Annotated in this window: 15 protein-coding genes; 4 read left to right on the plus strand and 11 right to left on the minus strand. The window is 73.3% G+C overall.

Annotation, left to right across the window (positions count from 1 at the left end; all coding sequences use genetic code 11):
* Window positions 1-222: 222 nt before the first annotated feature.
* From A4V12_RS17245 to aroA, 4 genes are all read right to left on the minus strand, one after another.
* Window positions 223-1,524, minus strand: a complete 1,302-nt coding sequence (locus tag A4V12_RS17245) for a M50 family metallopeptidase (protein WP_064070245.1) — start codon at window positions 1,522-1,524, stop codon at window positions 223-225.
* The gene (gene dxr, locus A4V12_RS17250; RefSeq protein WP_064070374.1) at window positions 1,521-2,771 is read right to left on the minus strand and encodes a 1-deoxy-D-xylulose-5-phosphate reductoisomerase; all 1,251 of its coding nucleotides are present in this window, start codon (window positions 2,769-2,771) and stop codon (window positions 1,521-1,523) included. Before dxr ends, A4V12_RS17245 begins: the two co-directional genes overlap by 4 nt.
* Window positions 2,772-2,931: 160 nt before the next feature.
* Window positions 2,932-3,342 carry a RidA family protein gene (locus tag A4V12_RS17255; protein ID WP_064070246.1) on the minus strand — a complete coding sequence of 137 codons (411 nt, stop codon included), beginning with the start codon at window positions 3,340-3,342 and terminating at the stop codon, window positions 2,932-2,934.
* A gap of 78 nt (window positions 3,343-3,420) precedes the next feature.
* Window positions 3,421-4,662, minus strand: coding sequence for a 3-phosphoshikimate 1-carboxyvinyltransferase (gene aroA, locus A4V12_RS17260; protein WP_064070247.1), 1,242 nt, complete (start codon window positions 4,660-4,662; stop codon window positions 3,421-3,423).
* Between the two features lie 267 nt (window positions 4,663-4,929).
* Between aroA and A4V12_RS17265 the strand changes: the two genes are divergently transcribed.
* Both A4V12_RS17265 and A4V12_RS17270 read left to right on the plus strand, forming a co-directional pair.
* Window positions 4,930-5,604, plus strand: a complete 675-nt coding sequence (locus tag A4V12_RS17265; protein ID WP_064070248.1) for a helix-turn-helix domain-containing protein — start codon at window positions 4,930-4,932, stop codon at window positions 5,602-5,604.
* A gap of 148 nt (window positions 5,605-5,752) precedes the next feature.
* Window positions 5,753-6,214, plus strand: coding sequence for a hypothetical protein (locus A4V12_RS17270; RefSeq protein WP_064070249.1), 462 nt, complete (start codon window positions 5,753-5,755; stop codon window positions 6,212-6,214).
* Window positions 6,215-6,336: 122 nt separating this feature from the next.
* On the opposite strand, the gene A4V12_RS17275 is transcribed toward A4V12_RS17270, so the two are convergent.
* From A4V12_RS17275 to A4V12_RS17295, 5 genes are all read right to left on the minus strand, one after another.
* Window positions 6,337-8,274, minus strand: coding sequence for an acyl-CoA dehydrogenase family protein (locus A4V12_RS17275; RefSeq protein ID WP_064070250.1), 1,938 nt, complete (start codon window positions 8,272-8,274; stop codon window positions 6,337-6,339).
* 160 nt (window positions 8,275-8,434) lie between these two features.
* Window positions 8,435-9,877 carry an aldehyde dehydrogenase family protein gene (locus A4V12_RS17280; RefSeq protein ID WP_064070251.1) on the minus strand — a complete coding sequence of 481 codons (1,443 nt, stop codon included), beginning with the start codon at window positions 9,875-9,877 and terminating at the stop codon, window positions 8,435-8,437.
* Window positions 9,878-9,986: 109 nt separating this feature from the next.
* Window positions 9,987-10,958: an EamA family transporter gene (locus A4V12_RS17285; RefSeq protein ID WP_079137094.1), complete on the minus strand. Its 972-nt coding sequence runs from the start codon at window positions 10,956-10,958 to the stop codon at window positions 9,987-9,989.
* 157 nt (window positions 10,959-11,115) lie between these two features.
* Window positions 11,116-12,678 (minus strand): PucR family transcriptional regulator, encoded by a 1,563-nt coding sequence (locus A4V12_RS17290; RefSeq protein ID WP_064070252.1) that lies wholly within the window; start codon window positions 12,676-12,678, stop codon window positions 11,116-11,118.
* 96 nt (window positions 12,679-12,774) lie between these two features.
* Window positions 12,775-15,138 carry an ATP/GTP-binding protein gene (locus A4V12_RS17295; RefSeq protein ID WP_234372211.1) on the minus strand — a complete coding sequence of 788 codons (2,364 nt, stop codon included), beginning with the start codon at window positions 15,136-15,138 and terminating at the stop codon, window positions 12,775-12,777.
* 260 nt (window positions 15,139-15,398) lie between these two features.
* Between A4V12_RS17295 and gabT the strand changes: the two genes are divergently transcribed.
* Together gabT and A4V12_RS17305 are read left to right on the plus strand one after the other, a co-directional pair.
* The gene (gabT, locus tag A4V12_RS17300; RefSeq protein ID WP_064070253.1) at window positions 15,399-16,733 is read left to right on the plus strand and encodes a 4-aminobutyrate--2-oxoglutarate transaminase; all 1,335 of its coding nucleotides are present in this window, start codon (window positions 15,399-15,401) and stop codon (window positions 16,731-16,733) included.
* A 366-nt stretch (window positions 16,734-17,099) separates the two neighbouring features.
* Window positions 17,100-17,606: a phosphatase PAP2 family protein gene (locus tag A4V12_RS17305; RefSeq protein WP_423551509.1), complete on the plus strand. Its 507-nt coding sequence runs from the start codon at window positions 17,100-17,102 to the stop codon at window positions 17,604-17,606.
* On the opposite strand, the gene A4V12_RS17310 is transcribed toward A4V12_RS17305, so the two are convergent.
* Both A4V12_RS17310 and A4V12_RS17315 read right to left on the minus strand, forming a co-directional pair.
* On the minus strand, window positions 17,542-19,344 hold the full coding sequence (locus A4V12_RS17310) for a chitinase (RefSeq protein WP_064070255.1): 1,803 nt from the start codon (window positions 19,342-19,344) through the stop codon (window positions 17,542-17,544). The genes A4V12_RS17305 and A4V12_RS17310 overlap by 65 nt on opposite strands.
* 157 nt (window positions 19,345-19,501) lie before the next feature.
* Window positions 19,502-19,960, minus strand: a complete 459-nt coding sequence (locus A4V12_RS17315; protein ID WP_064070256.1) for a hypothetical protein — start codon at window positions 19,958-19,960, stop codon at window positions 19,502-19,504.
* Window positions 19,961-20,117 lie beyond the last annotated feature (157 nt).

Here is a 20,117-nt window from a genome sequence, read left to right on the forward strand (position 1 = left end):
GCGACCGACCCGACCTGGATCTTGCGACTGACACGGCGCTCGGCCAGCTTGGTCGGAACGGACGGGATACCGAGAGAAATCGCGGTCATCTGCTGTGCAACCCCAAGGTGTGGATCGAGGTCCCGAGATCGGCGGGCTCCGCTTCGAGATTACAGCCCCCGGGTGACACGGCCGGACACCGCGGGGTGTCCGGCCGTCGTCAGTCACACGTACGTACGACGTCTAGGAGATCTTCACCGGGTTGACGATGTCCGCGACCAGCACGAGCAGCGTGAAGCAGATGAAGATCCCCGCCACCACGTAGGCGACCGGCATCAGCTTGGCGACGTCGAAGGGGCCCGGGTCGGGCCGGCGGAAGACCTTCGCCAGGTTGCGGCGCACCGACTCCCACAGCGCGCCCGCGATGTGTCCGCCGTCGAGGGGCAGCAGGGGCAGCATGTTGAAGAGGAAGAGGGAGAGGTTGAAGCCGGCCAGCAGGGTCAGGAACGTCGCGATGATGTTCTGCGTGGGGATGTCGAGGTTCATCACCTCACCGCTGATCCGGGCGGCGCCGACGACGCCCACCGGGGAGTCGGCCTTGCGCTCGCCGTCGCTGAAGGCGGCGTTCCAGAGGTCCGGGACCTTGGAGGGCAGGGCGACGATGGACTCGGCACCGTTCTCGATCATGTCGCCCATGCGGTCCACGGACTGGCCGAGGCTGAGCGGCAGGATCTCGGTTTTGGCGGCGAAGCCGAGGTAGCCGGCCTGGACGTACTTGTCGGCGATCACCTCGCCGTCGGAGTCCTTCTGGGGGACCTCGTTCTCGATGAGCGTGGGGTGGAGGGTCAGCTCCTTGCCGTCGCGGAGGACGGTGAGGTCGGCGGGGCCGATGGTGTCGCGGATGCGCTGGGAGAGCGTGGCCCAGTCGTCGACCGGCTTGCCGCCGAAGGCGACGATCCTGTCGCCGGGCTTCAGGCCGGCGGCGTGGGCGGGCGACACCGGGTCGCCCTTGGCGCAGGTGTCGCGTTTCTCGCTCTGCTCGATGACGCACTTCTGCACGCCCGCGACCTCGGTCGTCTGGGTCGCGAAGCCGAACGTCATGGCGACCCCGAGGAAGATCGCGACGGCGAGGACCAGGTTCATGAACGGTCCGGCGAACATCACGATGACGCGCTTCCACGGCTTGCGCGTGTAGAACAGCCGCGTCTCGTCGCCCGGCTGGAGCTCCTCGTACGCCGCCGACCGCGCGTCCTCGATCATGCCGCGGAACGGGGAGGTGGAACGGGCCTCTATGCGGCCGTCGTCGCCGGGCGGGAACATGCCGATCATGCGGATGTAGCCGCCGGCGGGGATGGCCTTGATGCCGTACTCCGTCTCGCCCTTCTTCCGCGACCAGATGGTGGGGCCGAAGCCCACCATGTACTGGGGCACGCGGATGCCGAAGAGCTTGGCGGTGGACAGGTGGCCGAGCTCGTGCCAGGCGATGGAGAAGAGCAGCCCCACGCCGAACAGCGCGATGCCGAGGATCGTCAACAGAATCGTCATGCGCGAGCCTCCGCGGTCGCTTTCGCCGTCAGTTCACGGGCCCGGGCGCGTGCCCAGGTCTCCGCCTCCAGGACGTCCCGCATGGTGAGGGAGGTTCCGTCGGTGGGGGTGCCGTGCTCGGTGACGACCGCCGTGACGGTGTCCATGATGCCGTTGAAGGGGAGCCGGCCGCCGAGGAAGGCCTCGACGCACTCCTCGTTCGCGGCGTTGAACACGGCCGGGGCGGTGCCGCCGAGCTGTCCGACGTGCCGGGCGAGGCCGACGGACGGGAAGGCCTCGGTGTCGAGCGGGAAGAACTCCCACGTCGAGGCGGTGGACCAGTCGAAGGCCGGGGCGGCGTCCGGGACGCGTTCGGGCCAGCCGATGCCGATGGCGATCGGCCCGCGCATGTCGGGCGGGGTGGCCTGGGCGAGGGTGGACCCGTCGGTGAACTCAACCATCGAGTGGACATACGACTGCGGGTGCACGACCACCTCAATGCGGTCGAAGGGAATGTCGTAGAGCAGGTGCGCCTCGATGACTTCCAGGCCCTTGTTGACGAGCGTCGCGCTGTTGACCGTGATCACCGGCCCCATGGCCCAGGTGGGGTGCGCGAGGGCGTCCTCGCGGGTGACGTGGGCCAGCTCCTCCCGCGTACGGCCGCGGAAGGGTCCGCCGGAGGCGGTGACGACGAGCTTTCGGACGTCTGCGCGGGTTCCGGCGGCCAGCGCCTGGAAGAGCGCGGCGTGCTCGGAGTCGACCGGGATGATCTGGCCCGGCTTGGCGACGGCCTTCACCAGCGGGCCGCCGACGATCAGCGACTCCTTGTTGGCGAGGGCGAGGGTCCGGCCGGCTTCGAGGGCGGCGAGGGTCGGCGCGAGCCCGATGGAGCCGGTGATGCCGTTGAGCACGGTGTGGCAGTCGGAGGCCGCGACCTGGGTGGCGGCGTCCGGTCCGGCGAGGATCTCGGGCAGCGGCTCGGAGCCGTACCTCTCCTTCAGCGCCTCCCGCAGCTCGGGCACCGCCTCCTCGCGCGCCACGGCCACCGTACGCACCCGGAGCCGGTGCGCCTGCTCGGCGAGGAGCCCGGCCCGGCCGCCGGCGGCGGAGAGGGCGGTGACGCGGAACCGGTCGGGGTTGCGCAGCACCAGGTCGATGGCCTGGGTGCCGATGGACCCGGTGGAGCCGAGGACGACGACGTCCCGGCGGCCTTCGGCCGGATCGAAGGCGATGTGCGGGTCTGCGAGGGGGGCTGGGCTGTCGCTCATGCCCCCCATTCTTGCCGCATCCGGGCCGTGCCCCGACCCGGCATCCCCCGCCCGAGCCTGTTCTCCGGCCCTGCCACCGCCGCGGGGCGAGGAGCGTCTTCCCGCGACGGACGGTTCCGCCCGCGTCACAGCGGGGTGCCCGGCGCCGCGCGAGGGCAGCTCAGTCGGGCAGCGCGACGGTGAGGTCCACCTCGACCAGCTGCCCGGCGAAGCCCAGCTGCGCCACCCCCAGAAGCGTACTGGCGGACGTGAAGGCCGGCCCGAGGGCGGAAGCGGTGAGCCGGTGCCAGGCAAGGCCCAGGTCGTCCCTGTCGTCGCTGCGCACGTAGATCACCGAACGCACCACGTGCCGCGGCTGTGCGTTCACCGCCGCAAGGGCGGCCAGGGCGTTCACGACGACCTGATCGACCTGCGCCTCGAGGGAGTCCGGGCCGACGAGGGAGCCGCCCTGGTCGAGGGGGCACTGCCCCGCCAGATGGGCCGTTCGGCCGGTCTCCACCACGGTGATGTGGTGGTAGCCCGGCGTCTCGTGCAACTGCTCGGGGTTGATGCGGCTGATCCTCGCTGTCATGCCGCGAGTCTGACCGGTCCGCCCCCCGGCACGCACCCGAATTCGCCCTGCCGCGCGACCGTCCGGCGGGGCGCCGGGTCAGGGAGCGAGCCGAGCCGGGGAGGTGAACCTCTCCCAGTGGGCGTGGAAGTCCGGGAAGGTCTTGCGTACGCAGCCGGGGTCGTCGAAGGAGATGCCGGGGGTGCGCAGGCCGGTGACGGCGAACGACATGACGATGCGGTGGTCGCCGTACGTGGTGATGCCGGCGGCGCGGGGCGTGCCGGGCAGGATCTCGATCCGGTCGGGGCCGGTGGTGACGGTGATGCCGAGGCGGCGGAGGTTCTCGGCGCACGCCTCCAGCCGGTCGCATTCCTTGACCCGGGTGTTGGCGACGTCCTCGATGCGGACCGGGCCGTCGGCGTAGGGGGCGAGGGCGGCGAGGGTCGGCATGGTGTCGGAGATGTCCCGCATGTTGACGGTGAGGCCCCGGAGGCGGCCGGTGCCGCGCACGGTGGTGCTGTGGGCGTCGGTCCGGACGTCGGCGCCCATCCGGCGCAGGACCTCGACGAAGGCCAGGTCGCCCTGGAGGGCGCCGGTGCCGAGGCCCTCGACGGTGACCTCGCGGCCGGTGAGGGCGGCGGCGGCGAAGAAGTAGCTGGCGGTGGAGGCGTCGGGCTCCACGGCGTAGGTGGTGGCCCGGTAGCCGGTGGGCGGGACGGTGAAGACGTCGCCGTCGCGGGTGGGCGCGGCGCCGAAGGCACGCATCATCGCGAGCGTGATCTCGACGTACGGCTCCGAGACCAGGTCCGTGACGGTGATCGTCAGGCCCTCGGCGGTGAGCGGGCCGAGCATCAGCAGGGCGGTGAGGTACTGGGACGACTGGCCCGCGTCCAGGGTGACGGCGCCGCCCTTGATGCCGGCGGCGGCGATCCGCAGCGGGTGGTGGCCCTCGGCCTCCTCGTGGCGGAGGTCGACGCCGAGGGCGCGCAGGGCCCCGGTGAGCGGGGCGAGGGGGCGGCGGCGCATCTGGGCGGAGGCGTCGAACCGGAAGTCGCCGTGCCCGGCGGCGGCGAGCGTGGGCAGGAAGCGGGCGGTGGTGGCGCCGTCGCGGCAGTGGACGTCGGCGGTGGCGGCGGCGGGCCCGGCGGGGCGGCCCTGGACGCGCCACTCGCCGGGGGCGCGCTCGACCTCGTACCCGAGGGCGGTGAGGCCCTCGGCGAACCCCTCGGTGTCGTCGGAGGCCAGGGGCCGGACGAGCGTGGAGGTGCCCTCGGCCGCGGCGGCGAGGAACAGGGCGCGGGCGGTGACGGACTTGGAGCCGGGGATGTCGATGACGGTCACGGGGCCATCCTGCCGTCCGGGGCGCGCCGGGCGCCGGGCGTCTCAGGTGGTGGTCGCCCCCCGGGGGGCGGGGGCTCCGGGGGCGGGCTCCCGGGGCTGCCGCGTGCGCGGGGCGCGCGGGGGTGTGCGCGGGTGTGTGCGGGGCGACACGTCACAACGGTTTCGCCCGGCGCGGTGGTCCGGGGAACATGGTGCGCGGAATCAAGGGCCGGGGCCGCGCGGTTCGTTCGGGGGACGCGGCCGGGTCCCGACATCCGGGGGGATGCGATGGACACAGCCGTACGCGCGCGGACGACGGGCGGCGGGCGCGGGGTGCTGGAGGGGGCGTTCGCGCTGCTGGAAGCCCTGCGCCGGCACGGTGAGGAGGCGGGGGTGACGGAACTGGCGGTCGCGTGCGGGGTGCCGAAGAGCACCGCGCACCGGCTGCTGGAGCAGCTGGTGGCGCTCCAGGCCGTGGAGCGCCGTGGTCTGCGCTACCGGCTGGGCCCGCAGCTCTACCGGCTGGGTCAGGCCTGGCAGCCGCATCCGGGGCTGCGGGCCGCGGGGCGGCTGCCGCTGCACCGGCTGCGGGCCGCCACCGGGGGCAGTGTGGTGCTGGCGGTGCTGCGCGAGGAGCGGGCCCTGACGGTGTGTTCGGTGCCCGGCCGGGTGGAGCCGCTGGTGGCGGTGCGGGACGGCGAGGCGTTCTCGCTGGACACGGCGGTGGGCAAGGCGCTGCGGGGCCCGGTGCGCGGGGGTGCCGTGCTGGACCGGGAGGACGTGGTGGCGGGGGTGTGCTGCGCCGCGCTGCCGGTGCGGTCGCCGGCGGGGGCCGTGGTGGGGGCGGTGGCGGCGATGGTCGGCGCCGGTCAGCGGCTGGAGGTGGTGGCGGGCCGGGTCGCCGAGGCGGCCTGCGCGGTCACCCGTGCGCTGGCCCGGTCGGAGGTCGAGGTGGGTCCGTGAGGGCGTGGCCGGGCCGTGTTCCGCTGAGTGGAACGCGCGTAGATGCGGTGGGCCGACGGCGGGCAGGGTGGTGGTGTGCCGAAGGGACGGCACGGGCCCCGGGGGGATCGTCACGGGGCCGCCACCACACCGTTCACAGGGGGAAATCATGCGTGGAATCGCTCGGGTGGCCGCGGCCGCCCTGGTCTCGCTCGCCGGCGTCGCCGGGTTCGCCGGCAGCGCCCAGGCCGAGCCGATCGACTACGTCCGCATCGAGCTGCTGGAGCTGACCTGCCACCAGCAGAGCGAGGGCGATCACGACGAGGCGTACCTGAAGGTCACCGACGCCAACGGCAACCCTGTGAAGGTGTGGCCGGGAAGCCTCAAGTACCAGACGATGGGCCCGGGTTACGTACGGTCGATGACGGACGGGAACGGCAACGCGGCGCTCGTCCTCGGCAAGCAGCAGGCGCGCACCATGACGCTGTGGGACGACGACACGACGAGCAGCGACGACAAGCTGGGCGCGACGCTCGTCACCGGCAGCGAGGCGGGCGCCGAGGTGCAGTACCGCTCGCTGGAGGGGTCCGGCGGCGTCTACACGATCGCCTACCGGGTGATCGACATCTGACGGTCGGGGTGCCCGTCTCCGACGGTCGGGTGCCCGACGGTCCGGGGCGCCGCGGGTGCCCGTCCCGCCGTGGGTGGCGGGACGGGCACCGGGCGTCCGGGCGTCGGCGCGTCCGGGGAGCGTCAGCGGATGGGGCGGTGGACGTTCTCCCTGGCCGACGGGCCGGGGGTGGCGTCGGCGATCCAGGGGCCGTCGCCGCTGGGGTCGATGATGCCGTCCTCCAGCCAGGTGTACGTGCCGGACAGGACGCCCTTGACCACCTTGTGGTCGAGGTCGTCGGTGTTGGTCCACAGCCGCCCGAACAGCTCCTCCACGCGGATGCGCGACTGGCGGCAGAAGACGTCCGCCAGCTGGTACGCCTCCCGGCCGTGGTCGCCGGTGGAGCGCAGCAGCTCCGCGCGCACGCAGGCGGCGCTCATCGCGAACAGTTCGGCGCCGATGTCGACGATCCGGCCGAGGAAGCCCTGCTTGGTCTCCATGCGGCCCTGCCAGCGGGACATGGCGTAGAAGGTGGAGCGGGCCAGCTTGCGGGAAGTGCGCTCGACGTAGCGGAGGTGGGTGGAGAGGTCGGCGTGTCCCGTGGGGTGGAAGCTTCCGTACGCGCCGGGCAGCCGGCCCGGTCCGGCGACGAGCTTGGGCAGCCAGCGGGCGTAGAACACGCCGGCCTGGGCGCCGGCCTTCGCCTTGTCGCCGAGGGACTTGTCGGGGTCGATGATGTCGCCCGCGACCGCGAGGTGGGCGTCGACGGCCTCGCGCGCGATCAGCAGATGCATGATCTCGGTGGAGCCCTCGAAGATGCGGTTGATCCGCAGGTCGCGCAGGAGCTGTTCGGCGGGGACGCCCCGTTCGCCGCGGGCGGCGAGGGACTCGGCGGTCTCGTAGCCGCGGCCGCCGCGGATCTGGACGAGCTCGTCGGCGATGAGCCAGGCCATCTCGGAGCCGTAGAGCTTGGCGAGGGCGGCTTCGATGCGGATGTCGTTGCGGTCCTCGTCGGCCATCTGGCTGGAGAGGTCGACGACGGCTTCGAGGGCGAAGGTGGTGGCGGCGATGAAGGAGATCTTGGCGCCCACGGCTTCGTGGTGGGCGACGGGCTTGCCCCACTGCTCGCGCACGGAGGTCCATTCGCGGGCGATCTTCAGACACCACTTGCCGGCGCCCACGCACATGGCGGGCAGGGAGAGGCGCCCGGTGTTGAGGGTGGTCAGCGCGATCTTGAGGCCGGCGCCCTCGGGGCCGATGCGGTTGGCGGCGGGGACACGGACCCGGTGGAAGCGGGTGACGCCGTTCTCCAGGCCGCGCAGGCCCATGAAGGCGTTGCGGTTCTCCACGGTGACGCCGTCCGAGCCGGCCTCGACGATGAAGGCGGTGATGCCTCCCTTGTGGCCCTCCGACTTCGGTACGCGGGCCATGACGACCATCAGGTCGGCGACGACGCCGTTGGTGGTCCACAGCTTGACGCCGTCGATGACGTACTCGTCGCCGTCGGGTACGGCGGTGGTGGCGAGGCGGGCCGGGTCGGAGCCGACGTCGGGCTCGGTGAGCAGGAAGGCGGAGATGTCCGTGCGGGCGAGGCGCGGGAGGTAGGTCTCCTTCTGTTCGGGGGTGCCGAACTGTTTGAGCGGCTGCGGTAGCCCGATCGACTGATGGGCGGAGAGCAGGGCGCCGACGGCGGGGCTGACCGAGCCGACCAGGGCGAGGGCCTTGTTGTAGTACACCTGGGTGAGGCCGAGGCCGCCGTACTTGGTGTCGATCTTCATCCCGAGGGCGCCCAGCTCCTTGAGGCCGTCGATGACGGCGTCGGGGATGCGGGCCTCGCGCTCGATCAGGGCGCCGTCGATCTTCGTCTCGCAGAAGTCCCGCAGCTTGGCCAGGAACTCCTCGCCCCGCTGCGCCTGTTCCGTGGCGGGCATCGGGTGCGGGTGGATCAGGTCGAGCCGGAAGCGGCCGAGGAACAGTTCCTTGGCGAAACTGGGCTTGCGCCAGTCCTGTTCGCGGGCGGCCTCGGCGACCTGGCGGGCTTCACGCTCGGTGACTTTGGGCTGGTGCTGGGGGCCGGACATGCAGGGCTCACCTCGCCGCGTTCGGGGGCGGCCGGCCGGTGGTCCTACCGACCGGTGCTACTCGACCGTATTACCCGATAACGGCGGGTACGAAAAGGCGGCCCGAACCCCCGCACAGTGGGTTCGGGCCGCCGGTCTGGGCCGTACGAGTGGCGTGGCCCTACAGGGCGAGGCCGGTGAGGACCAGCACGCGCTCGTAGGTGTAGTCGTCCATCGCGTACCGGACGCCCTCGCGGCCGACGCCGGACTGCTTGGCGCCGCCGTACGGCATCTGGTCGGCGCGGTAGGACGGGACGTCGCCTATGATCACGCCGCCGACCTCCAGGGCGCGGTGGGCGCGGAAGGCGGTCTGCAGGTCGTGGGTGAAGACGCCCGCCTGGAGGCCGAACTTGGAGTCGTTGACCTTGGCGAACGCCTCGGCCTCGCCGTCGACCTTGTGCAGGGTGAGGACCGGGCCGAAGACCTCCTCGCAGGCGAGGGTGGTGTCGGCGGGCAGGTTCTCCAGCACGGTGGGGGCGTAGGTGGCGCCGTCGCGCTTGCCGCCGGTGAGGAGCTTCGCGCCCGCGGCCACGGCCTCGTCGACCCAGGTCTCGACGCGCTTGGCGGCGTCCTCGCTGACCAGAGGGCCGACGTCGGTGGTGTCGTCGGACGGGTCACCGGTGCCCTGCGCCTCGACGGCGGCGGTGACCTTGGCGACCAGGCGGTCGTACACGGAGGCGTCGGCGATCACGCGCTGCACGGAGATGCAGGACTGGCCGCCCTGGTAGTTGGAGAAGGTGGCGATGCGGGTCGCCGCCCAGTCCAGGTCCTCCTCGCTGGACCAGTCGCCGAGGACGACGGCGGCGGCGTTGCCGCCCAGCTCCAGGGTGCAGTGCTTGTGCGGCACGGACTCCTGGATGGCGTAGCCGACCTTGTCGGAACCGGTGAAGGAGATGACCGGCAGGCGCTCGTCCTTGACCAGGGCGGGCATGCGGTCGTTGGTGACCGGGAGGATCGACCAGGAACCGGCCGGCAGGTCGGTCTCGGCCAGCAGCTCGCCGAGGATCAGACCGGAGAGCGGCGTGGCCGGGGCGGGCTTGAGGATGATGGGGGCGCCGACGGCGATGGCCGGGGCGACCTTGTGGGCGCACAGGTTCAGCGGGAAGTTGAACGGCGCGATGCCGAGGACGACGCCCTTGGGGAAGCGGCGGGTCAGGCCGAGGCGGCCGGTGCCGCCGGCGTCGGTGTCGAGGCGCTGGGCCTCGCCGCCGTTGAAGCGGCGGGCCTCCTCGGCGGCGAAGCGGAAGACGGAGACGGCGCGGCCCACCTCGCCGCGGGCCCACTTGATGGGCTTGCCGTTCTCGGCGGAGATCAGCTGGGCGATCTCCTCGGTCCGCTCGGCGAGCCGCTTCGACACGTGGTCGAGGGCGGCGGCGCGGACGTGGGCCGGGGTGGCGGCGAACTCGTCGACGACCGCATGGGCGGCGGCCACGGCCTCCTCGACCTGAGCCTCCGTGGGCACGCTCACCCGGCCGACCGTGCGGCCGTCCCAGGGGGAGGTGACGTCGAAGGTCGTCTCGCCGGTGGCCTGACGGCCGGCGAGCCAGAAGGCGGTGGCATTCATGAGTGGATCCGGCCCTTTCGAAGCTGTGCGGGGTGGGAGGTTCCTCTGCTCACACGGTAGGGCCGGGGCGGCGCGCGGTCGCTTGTCCTGGATGGAGTGGTGCGGGGTTTCAGTTTCGCCGTTCCGTACTGACGATCAGGCACACCCCGGCCACGACGACGGCCCCGCCCAGGGCGATCGGCCAGGTCACGGCTTCGCCGAGGATCAGCGCGCCGAGAGCGACGGCGACCACGGGGTTGACGTAGGCGTAGGTGGCGACGAGGGAGAGCGGGGCGGTCTGCAGCAGCCAGGCGTACGCGGTGAAGGCGAGCAGCGAGCCGAAGAGGACGAGGTAGCCGAAGGCGGTCCAGGAACGGGCGGAGAAGCCGGTCAGGTCCAGGCCGTGGTGCTCGCCGCGGGCCAGTCCGACGAGGAGGCAGCCGAGGCCGCCGGCGACCATCTCGTACGCGCTGGCGGTGAAGGGGTTGGCGGGCATGGGGATGCGGGAGGCGGAGAACGACCCGGCCGACCACAGGAGGGACGCCACGACGACCGTCAGGACGCCGCCGATCCGCACCTCGCCGCTGAGACCGGGGAGGGTCAGGACGGCGAGCCCGGCGAGGCCGAGGAGGACTCCGGTGTACGCGCGGGCTCCGGGGCGCTCCCCGAACGCGGTGCGCAGCAGGACGACCCAGGCGGGGACGACGGCGACGAGCAGGGCGGCGAGGCCGGAGGGGACGGAGGTCTCGGCGAGGACGACGAGCCCGTTGCCGCCGAGGAGCAGGAGCAGTCCGACGACGGCGGCGGAGGCGAGCTGCGGGCGGCCGACCTTGAGCACGCCGGGCCCCTTCCGCCAGGCCAGCAGGGCGGCGAGGAGCAGCCCGGCGACGACGAAGCGGGCCCCGGCGGAGAGGAACGGGGGCATCGTCTCGACGACGACGCGGATGCCGAGGTACGTCGACCCCCACACCACGTACACGATCGCCAGGGCGGCCCACACCGCGCCGGTGATGCGGCGGGCGGTGGGTCCGCCGCGGGGCGGGCGCGGGGAGGTGGCGGGGGTGGAGGTGGTGGGTGCCGGATCTGCGGCGCGGCTTGTCATGCACCGGAGACTAGGGAGCGAACGGCGGTGACTTCAAGATTTTTGCCCGCTATCGGGCAGGATCGGCGCGGTTGTCGGCAGTTTTGCGACGTGGTTGTTCGGGTGCGGGGGTGTGGCGCGGCCGGGGGCGGGTCCGTGGGGCGCGGAAGCGGCCCGGTCAGGTGGCGGGGGCGCCGCCTGTGGCTTTGAGGGCGAGCCACAGCTCCATCCGGACGTCCGGGTCGTCCAGGGAGCGGCCCAGGATCTCCTCGACGCGGCGCATCCGGTAGCGCAGCGTGTGGCGGTGGACGCCCAGGTCCGCGGCCGCCGCGTCCCACTGGCCGTGGCGGGAGAGCCAGGCGCGCAGGGAGGCGACCAGGTCGCCGCGGCCGGTGGCGTCGTGCTCGTAGAGGGCCCGGAGCATGCCGTCGGCGAAGGCGCGCACCGCGTCGTCCGCGAGGAGGGGCAGGACGGAGCCGGCCGCCAGGTCCTCGTGCTCTACCAGGGCGCGGCCTCGGCGACGGGCCACCGACAGGGCCTGCTCGGCCTGCTTGTACGCGGCCCCCGCCGCTATCGGGCCGGTCGGCGCCGACAGTCCGATCACGACCCCGGCCTCCTCCGCCTCCTTCTCGGTGTACGCCTCGCAGGCGGCCGCGACCGCGCCTCCGTCGCCCGCCAGGACCAGCAGCCGTTCGTCGCCCTCCGGCACGGTCAGCACCGCCTCGGCGGCGCGCGCGGCCGCCGCTTCCAGGGCCTCGGCGAGCGCGGGCAGCGGCGCCTCGGCGGCCGGGTCGCGCTCGGCCGTGGCGGGCTCCGCGAGCAGCAGCCGGAACGGGGCGTCCAGCAGCCCCCCGTACAGGTCGCCCGCCACCGCCCTGGCGTGATCGGGCTGCCCGGCCAGCAGCATCCGCAGCACCGCCGCGCCGAGCCGCTGCTCGGCCGCCTGGAGGGAACGGGACCGCTCGGTGGTGAGCGTCAGCAGGGCGATGGCCGAGTGGACGGCGTAGCGTTCCGCCGTCCCCAGGGGCGCGCCGGTGCCGACCGCCAGGGCGCCGCGCACCCGCCGCCCGCTGCCGAGCGACTGGAGTTCGACCCGGTCGTCGGTGCCCCCGACCACCGTGCTGGCGGGCGCCGACCGCTCCCGCAGCCGCTGGACGTCCGGGGTGAGCCGCGCCGCGCGGCGGGCCGCCCACTCGGGTGCGGCGGCCAGCACGGCGCCGGAGGCGTCGTACAGCGCGGCCCAGCCGTTGACATGGGCCGCCAGCCGGGCGACCACGGCGGCCGGGCCCTCGGCGAGGGCCGCCCGCGTCATCTCCCGCTGGGCCTCGAACCCGGCCGTCACCGCCCGGTACTGGTCCGCCGCCATCGCCGCCGACACCGCCTTGGAGATGGCGAGGAACGGGGTGCGGCGCGGTACCTCCAGCAGCGGCAGGCCCTCGTCGCGGGCGGCGTCCACGAGCGCCTGCGGCACCTCGTCGTAGTTGACGCCGACGGCGAAGCCGAGTCCGACGACCCCGGCGTCGGACAGCCGTTTCACGTAGCGGCGCATGGCGTCGGGGTTCTCGGCGTCCAGCTTCATGGCGGTGACCATGAGCAGCTCGCCGCCCTCCATGTAGGGGACGGGGTCGGCGAGCTCACTGACGTGCGCCCAGCGGACGGGCGTGTCGAGGCGGTCCTCCCCGGCGCGGACCGTGAGCTTCAGCGCCGAATGCTGGACGAGCGAGGCGAGCGTGAGCGGCATGGCGGGGACCGTCGGACTTTCGGGAGGTGACACGGAAGGGTTTTCGCCGTCCCGTATGAACGACACCCATCAATTCTGCCAGGTTGTCATGTCTTGTCAGGTCCGCAGATCGACCAGGAGCGGAGGGACATGCTCCCCCCTCACCCCGGTCAGGGACAGTACGGCATGCCCGGGGGGCACGGCGTGCGCGAGGTCGGAGGCGGACCAGCGCTGGCGCTCGACCTCCCGCACGGTGACCGCCTCGGCCGTCGCGGCCTTGCCGGTGGCCAGGCGGCGCAGGAAGTGCAGCGCCTTGGTGAGCGGTTCGTCGGAGATGATCTGCCGGTTGGTGACGTCCCGGGTCTGCACCCACTCGGTGCCCCACGTCTCGGCGAACCGTCCGCCGTCCCAGGGCGCGATCCCGGCGAACGCCATCCTGCACCCCACCGCGCCCAGCAGCGGACCGCGCAGCGCCTCCGGCACGTCCTCCAGTGTCCGCAGCGCCAGGACGACGCCCGCGTGAGCCGAGCGCAGCCGCTGGACGGCGCGCACGGAGTCGGCGGTGACCGTGTAGGTGGCGTCGTCGAGCACCAGGCAGGCGAAGAGGGACCGGTCCGCCCGGGCCAGCGCCGCCTCGGTGAACTGCGCCAGCAGCAGCCGGGCGACGATCCGGGAGGCCTCGGCGTGCCCGCGCTCGGGCAGGTCGACCCGGACGCGCAGCGGGTGCTCGATGGCGCGCAGCGAGAAGCGGTGCCCCTCGCCGTCGGTGCGGAAGAAGCGCGCGAACGCGGGCCGGTCGAGGAACGCGATCCGCTCGGACAGCAGCACCCCGATGTCGTCGCCGCGCTCGGCCTGCCGCTCGCGCGCGTCCAGCTCGCGCAGCTGGGCGGGGTCGTCCGCCACGGCCGCGCGCAGCTCGGCCAGGGCCTTCGGCGCCCCGCCGAGCAGTTCGCGCAGCTCCGGTACGGCGGGGAAGTGGCCGTGCGCGGCGCGGTAGGGCCCGATGAGCTGGGCCAGCGCGGTGGCGGCGCGGCGGCTGTCGGGGACCAGGTCGCCGACGAGCGCTTCGGCGAGCATCCGGGCGGCCTCGTCGGGGTCGTCGGCGCCGCCGTACAGGTCGAGGTCGTGGCGGGAGTCGGGGCGGCCCACGGAGACGATGACGTCGAACGCCTCGTCCGGGGCGAGCGCGGTGCCATGGGCGGTCACCGCGACGACGGCGGCGCGGTTGGCCAGCGCCTGGAGGCACAGGGACTCGACGACCGGGCGGACCAGCCGGACCGTCTTGCCCGAGCCGGCGGGTCCGACGGCCAGCAGGGAGGTGCCGAGCACGGCGGGCTCCAGGGCGACCCCGGTCGTCCGGCGGGCGTAGGGGTTGCGGGGGTGGTCGGCCGCGGTGCCGATCCGCACCTGGGCGGTGGCCAGGTCGTGGGCGGCGGTGCGCACGGGGAGGTCCCGCACGCCCGAGGGGTGCGCGCAGGCGGCCGGCCCGTGGGCGCGCACGGCGTCGGTGAACGCGGCGAGCCGGTCGGGGTGGGTCCGTACGCCCTGCCAGGCGCGGCGGATGCGGGCGTAGTCGACGTCGCGCAGCGCCCCGCTCCTGGTGGCCTCGGCCAGCCGGGCCGCCGCGTCGGTGAGCCCGGCGTCCCGCAGCTCGGGCCAGTCGACGGGATCGGCGTCCGGGGGCGGTGGTGGGGCGTCGCCTGCACTGGTGGTGCCAAGACGGCGCCGGACGGCGGGCCAGGCGCCGGCCCGGCCGACCGCCGCGACAAGGGCGGCGGCAAGGAGCACGTAGTAGAGGTTGGAAACCCACTCAAGCCACGCGACGGTGCGCGGCATCTCACGCCAGACGCCGGGCAGCAGGACGAAGAGTGGCCAGATGGGGACGCCGTACCGCTGCCACACGTCCCGCCAATTGCCGACGCGGCCGAATCCCACGGCAAGGAGGGTGAGGATGAGGGCGTACCAGAGGTAGGTGGCCGCCACGTACATCGGGAAGTAGGGGCTGGTGGGCAGATGCGAGTCGGCGGGCAGGATCCAGAGCATGGGCAGCAGCCACCAGTCGTTGACGAAGATCCACCACCCCTCCAGGTATTCGTTCCACAGAAGCGACCAGAAGAGCCAACCGGCGAGGTAGGCGACGAAGGCGCCGGTGAGGAGCTGCCGGCCGGGCACGAGGTCCGGCTCCTGCTCGGGCCTCTCACGGTGGCCGAGCCTCCAGACGCCGGGCGCGGCCGCGGGACGCGGGATGCGGAGCCACTCGGCCACGCCGATGGCGGTGGGCGCGTGGGACGGCGGCGGCGGTACGCGCGGGGGTGCGGCCGCTCGCCGGCTCTCCGTGGCCTGGTCGGAGTACGGCGCCCGCCCGTCGTGCCGCGCCGGAGGGTGCTCGGGCGGGGGTACGGACGGCATGGGCGGACCGGCCGGGCGCGGGACCGCGCCTCCTCGGGACTCGCGTGCCTCGTACGTACCGTCGGTGTCCATGAACCCCTGCCCCCTGACCAGCCAGGTCCCGCGCGTCTGTGCCCTGGTCAATCTAGCCGTCCGGGGCGGGCGGTTCACCGACCTGTGGACAACTGTGCGGCGGCGGGGCGCGCCCCGCCGACCGGGGTCGGTATGTCCGTCCCGGACAAGGACACGGCGCCGACCACTCCCGAACGGAGCATGCCTCCCGCCGCCCACCCCGCCTAGCCTGCGGAAGAAAGAGAAGCAGCGTCCGAAAGACCCCACCCCAGGAGCCCCGCATGACCGAAATCCCGCAGGAGCGCCGCGTCGTCACCGCCATCCCCGGCCCGAAGTCGCAGGAGCTTCAGGCCCGCCGTCTGTCCGCGGTCGCGGGCGGCGTGGGCTCGGTGCTGCCGGTCTTCACGACCCGCGCCGGCGGCGGTGTGATCGAGGACGTCGACGGCAACCGCCTGATCGACTTCGGTTCCGGTATCGCCGTGACCTCCGTGGGCGCCTCCGCCGAGGCCGTCGTGCGCCGGGCGAGCGCCCAGCTGGAGCAGTTCACGCACACGTGTTTCATGGTCACGCCGTACGAGGGTTACGTCGAGGTCTGCGAGGCGCTCGCCGAGCTCACCCCGGGTGACCACGCCAAGAAGTCCGCGCTGTTCAACAGCGGCGCCGAGGCCGTCGAGAACGCGGTCAAGATCGCCCGTTCGTACACCAAGCGCCAGGCCGTCGTCGTCTTCGACCACGGCTACCACGGCCGGACGAACCTGACGATGGCGCTGACCGCCAAGAACATGCCGTACAAGCACGGCTTCGGTCCGTTCGCGCCCGAGGTCTACCGTGTGCCGGTGGCCTACGGCTACCGCTGGCCGACCGGCCCCGACAACTGCGGCCCCGAGGCCGCCGCGCAGGCCATCGACCAGATCAGCAAGCAGATCGGCGCCGAGAACGTCGCCGCCATCATCATCGAGCCGGTGCTGGGCGAGGGCGGCTTCATCGAGCCCGCCAAGGGCTTCCTGCCCGAGATCGTGAAGTTCGCCAACGACAACGGCATCGTCTTCGTCGCCGACGAGATCCAGTCCGGCTTCTGCCGCACCGGCCAGTGGTTCGCGTGCGAGGACGAGGGCGTCGTCCCGGACCTGATCACCACCGCCAAGGGCATCGCGGGCGGTCTGCCGCTCGCCGCCGTCACCGGCCGCGCCGAGATCATGGACTCCGTGCACGGCGGTGGCCTGGGCGGTACGTACGGCGGCAACCCGGTGGCCTGCGCGGGTGCGCTCGGCGCCATCGAGACGATGAAGGAGCTGGACCTCAACGCGAAGGCCAAGCGCATCGAGGAGGTCATGAAGGGCCGCCTCGCCGCCATGCAGGAGAAGTACGAGATCATCGGCGACATCCGCGGCCGCGGCGCCATGATCGCGATCGAGCTGGTGAAGGACCCGGCAACCAAGGAGCCGAACCCGGAGGCCGCCGGCGCGCTCGCGAAGGCCTGCCACGCCGAGGGCGTCCTGGTGCTGACCTGCGGCACCTACGGCAACGTCCTGCGCTTCCTGCCGCCGCTGGTGATCGGCGAGGACCTGCTCAACGAGGGCCTCGACATCATCGAGAACGCGTTCGCGGGCGTGTGACGCTCAGCGACCGGTTGTGAAGAAGCCGTGGGGGGCCGATGGCGGGATGGAGATCCGGCTGTCGGCCCCCGGTTCTCTGCCGTACGGTTTCTGCAGATGAGAGGAACACCCCGTCCGCAGGGGACTGCGGACGGCTCCGGGACGGAGCCTCCCCAGCCTCGTCCTGGTCGTGCCTTCGCGCACAGCCCCGGAGCCTCCGGCTCCGGAACTCCTCACCGATCGGACAGTCGCCCGCCCCACACCCCCCGGGGCGCGCGGCACACCGGTCCAGGCGGCCGCCCCGGAACCACCCCCCCTGTTCCGGGGCGGCCGGCTCTTCTTCCCCTCCTCGCGCTGCTCCTGTTCGGCGCCGTCACCTGGCAGGTCGTGGCCCACGGCCCCGTCGCCCGGCTGGACGAGCGCGCCGGCCGCGCCCTGGCCGGCCGGGGGCCGCAGGCAGTCGCCGAGTTCTGTGCCGACCTGGGGAACCTGCAGGTCGCCCTCCCCGTCCTGGCCGTCGCGATGGCGTACGCCGCGTGGCGCGGCCGCCGCGTCCAGGCCCTGTACGCGGGGCTCGCGATGGCCCTCGTGCCCGCCGTCGTCGTCCCGCTGAAGCTGCTCGTGGGCCGGGCAGGCCCGTTCACCACGGAGACGGGCTGGTACCCCTCCGGGCACACGGCGACCGCCCTGGTGGCCTACGGCGGCGCCGCGCTGCTGGTGCACCGGCGCCTGCTGCCCGTCGCCGTGCTGCTCACGGTGGCGACGGGCTTCGGCCTGGTGCTGCGGGGCTACCACTGGCCGCTGGACGTGGTGGCCAGCGCGTGCCTGTTCAGCCCCATCGGTATGCGTCGAAGTTCCTGGAGAACTCCCAGCCGCCGAACCGGTCCCAGTTGACCGACCACGTCATCAGGCCGCGCAGTCCCGGCCGGGCGCCGTGGGGGCGGTACGAGCCGCAGTTCACCGTCCGCGTGAGGCAGTCCAGCGCCTTGGTGACCTCCGCCGGGGGCGTGTGGCCGTTGCCGGCCTGCGGGGAGGCCGGCAGGCCGATGGCGACCTGCTCGGGGCGCAGGGGCGGGAAGAACCGCTCGGCGTTGCCCGCGACCGGGAAGCCGGTGAGGAGCATGTCCGTCATGGCCACGTGGAAGTCGGCGGTGCCCATGGAGTGGTACTGGTTGTCCAGGCCCATGATCGGTCCCGAGTTGTAGTCCTGGACGTGCAGCAGGGTGATGTCGTCGCGCAGGGCGTGGATGACCGGCAGATAGGCGCCGGCGCGCGGGTCCTGGCCGCCCCAGGGGCCGGATCCGTAGTACTGGTACCCGAGCTGCACGAAGAAGGTCTCGGGGGCCATGGTGAGCACGAACCCGGGGCCGTACTTGGCCTTCAGGGTCTTCAGTGCCGAGATCAGATGGACGACGACCGGGCTGGTCGGGTTGCGGAAGTCGGTGTCGCCGGTGTTCAGGGACAGCGAGTGGCCCTCGAAGTCGATGTCGAGGCCGTCGAGGCCGTACTCGTCGATGATCCTGGAGACCGACGAGACGAAGGTGTCGCGGGCGGCCGTGGTGGAGAGCTGGACCTGGCCGTTCTGGCCGCCTATGGAGATCAGGACCTTCTTGCCGGCGGCCTGCTTGGCCTTGACGGCGGCCTTGAAGTCGGCGGCCGACTCGACGTTCGGGCACTCCGTGGCGGGGCACAGGCGGAAGCGGATGTCCCCCGAGGTCACGGAGGTGGGTTCGCCGAACGCGAGGTTGATGACGTCCCACGAGTCGGGGACGTCGGCCATCCGGGTGTACCCCGAGCCGTTGGCGAAGCTGGCATGGAGGTAGCCCACGAGGGCGTGGGCGGGCAGTGTGCCGCCCGGTTCCCCGCCGCCGGGAAGCGTGGTGGCGGTCACGGTCGCCGATCGGGCGGACTCGCCGGCGGCGTTGGCGGCGGACACCTGGAAGCCGTACGAGGTGGCCGGCGTGAGCCCGGTGACGGTCGCCGAGGTGCCGGTCACCGTCAGGACCCGGGTGCCGCCGCGATGGACGTGGTACGAGGTGGCGCCGGCCACCGGGGACCAGGTGAGCGGCACGGTGGTCGAGGTGGCCGCGCCGGCGGTCAGCCCGGTCGGCACGGCCGGGATCTGCACGGGGTCGCCGCCCGGGCCCAGCAGGGAGATGTCGTCCGCGTAATAGGCGCCGGTGCCGTACCAGCCGTGGGTGTGGAGGGTGACGGTCCGGGTGGCGGGGCCGGTGCGGAAGGTGGTGGTCAGGCGCTGCCAGTCGGGGGCCGACTGGGCCCAGGTGGAGACGTCCGTCGTGCCGGTGCCGGTGGCGCCGAGGTGGACGTAGCTGCCGCGCACCCAGCCGCTCAGCGTGTACGTGGAGTCGGGCCGGACGGCGACGGTCTGGACGCACCTGGCGTTGTCGTTGCCCGCCGGGGTGGCCCGCAGGGCGCCGGTGCCGCCGTGCACGGGTGAGGTGACGATCGTCCCGCTGCCGGCGGAGCAGTTCCAGCCGTCCAGCCCGGCCTCGAAGCCGCCGTTGCGCGCGAGTTCGGCGTCCTCGGCGGCGTGCGCGGCGGAGGTGAGGCCGCCGAGGGTGAGCAGGGCCGCGACGGCGGCCGCGAGGGGTCTGAGGGAGGTGCGGTCCACAACTGCCTCCGGGTGTGGGGGAATCGAGGTGGAGCGCCGCACAACTTGGTCCAGACCAATCCTGTTGTCAAGACCTCTGGCACGGCGCCGCCACCGCCCGCCCTCCTTCGGGCCGGCGGCCCGGCGACCGCCGCCCGCGCCCGCGCGGGAGGCGCCGTCACGGGTCCTGACGCCGTGCGAGCTGCGCCGCCGCCTCGTGCATGGCCATCTCCAGCAGCGCCGGGTCGTTGAGGGTGCCCCGGCCGTCGGGCAGCACCAGCCAGCGCGCCCCTCCCGTCACCCGGCCCGGGTACGGGACGACGACCCAGGTGCCGCGGCCGGCGGCCCGGATCCCGGTGCCGACCCAGCGCGCGGCGGTGCCGGGCGGGACGAAGAAGCCCAGCCGCGCGTCGCCGAAGTCGGCGAGCACCGGGCCGGGCCGGCGGACGAGCCGGCACAGGACGTCCAGGGTGGAGTGGCCGAGTTCGGTGGGGGTGATGAGCACGTCCCAGCGCCGGCCGGCGGGCAGGAGCGCGACCCCGAGGGGGTTGCGCTCCCACTCCCACCGGCAGGCGTCGGGATCCGGCGCCACCGCCGCCAGCCACTCCACCGCGGCCCTGGCCCCCGTGTCAGTCATCGCCCGCTGCCTCCAGCTCCGGGTCTGTCACTGCCCCGGTGGGCAGTGCGTTCACACGGAGAGAGGGGGGTCCGCGGGGATCATTACGCGGAGAGGGGACCGACGTGGTGGTGAATCCGCGCGACGGGGGCGCGCACCCGGCGCAATCGGATCAGGA

This window comes from Streptomyces noursei (assembly GCF_001646665.1).
In the GTDB taxonomy this organism is placed as follows: domain Bacteria; phylum Actinomycetota; class Actinomycetes; order Streptomycetales; family Streptomycetaceae; genus Streptomyces; species Streptomyces lavendulocolor.

What these genes read in the sequence shown, in the direction of transcription:
- A4V12_RS17245 (WP_064070245.1), bottom strand. Translation starts at nt 1,524, where the DNA reads ATGACGATTCTGTTGACGATCCTCGGCATCGCGCTGTTCGGCGTGGGG.
- dxr (WP_064070374.1), bottom strand. Translation starts at nt 2,771, where the DNA reads ATGAGCGACAGCCCAGCCCCCCTCGCAGACCCGCACATCGCCTTCGAT.
- A4V12_RS17255 (WP_064070246.1), bottom strand. Translation starts at nt 3,342, where the DNA reads ATGACAGCGAGGATCAGCCGCATCAACCCCGAGCAGTTGCACGAGACG.
- A4V12_RS17265 (WP_064070248.1), top strand. Translation starts at nt 4,930, where the DNA reads ATGGACACAGCCGTACGCGCGCGGACGACGGGCGGCGGGCGCGGGGTG.
- A4V12_RS17270 (WP_064070249.1), top strand. Translation starts at nt 5,753, where the DNA reads ATGCGTGGAATCGCTCGGGTGGCCGCGGCCGCCCTGGTCTCGCTCGCC.
- A4V12_RS17275 (WP_064070250.1), bottom strand. Translation starts at nt 8,274, where the DNA reads ATGTCCGGCCCCCAGCACCAGCCCAAAGTCACCGAGCGTGAAGCCCGC.
- A4V12_RS17280 (WP_064070251.1), bottom strand. Translation starts at nt 9,877, where the DNA reads ATGAATGCCACCGCCTTCTGGCTCGCCGGCCGTCAGGCCACCGGCGAG.
- A4V12_RS17285 (WP_079137094.1), bottom strand. Translation starts at nt 10,958, where the DNA reads ATGACAAGCCGCGCCGCAGATCCGGCACCCACCACCTCCACCCCCGCC.
- A4V12_RS17290 (WP_064070252.1), bottom strand. Translation starts at nt 12,678, where the DNA reads ATGCCGCTCACGCTCGCCTCGCTCGTCCAGCATTCGGCGCTGAAGCTC.
- A4V12_RS17295 (WP_234372211.1), bottom strand. Translation starts at nt 15,138, where the DNA reads ATGGACACCGACGGTACGTACGAGGCACGCGAGTCCCGAGGAGGCGCG.
- gabT (WP_064070253.1), top strand. Translation starts at nt 15,399, where the DNA reads ATGACCGAAATCCCGCAGGAGCGCCGCGTCGTCACCGCCATCCCCGGC.
- A4V12_RS17315 (WP_064070256.1), bottom strand. Translation starts at nt 19,960, where the DNA reads ATGACTGACACGGGGGCCAGGGCCGCGGTGGAGTGGCTGGCGGCGGTG.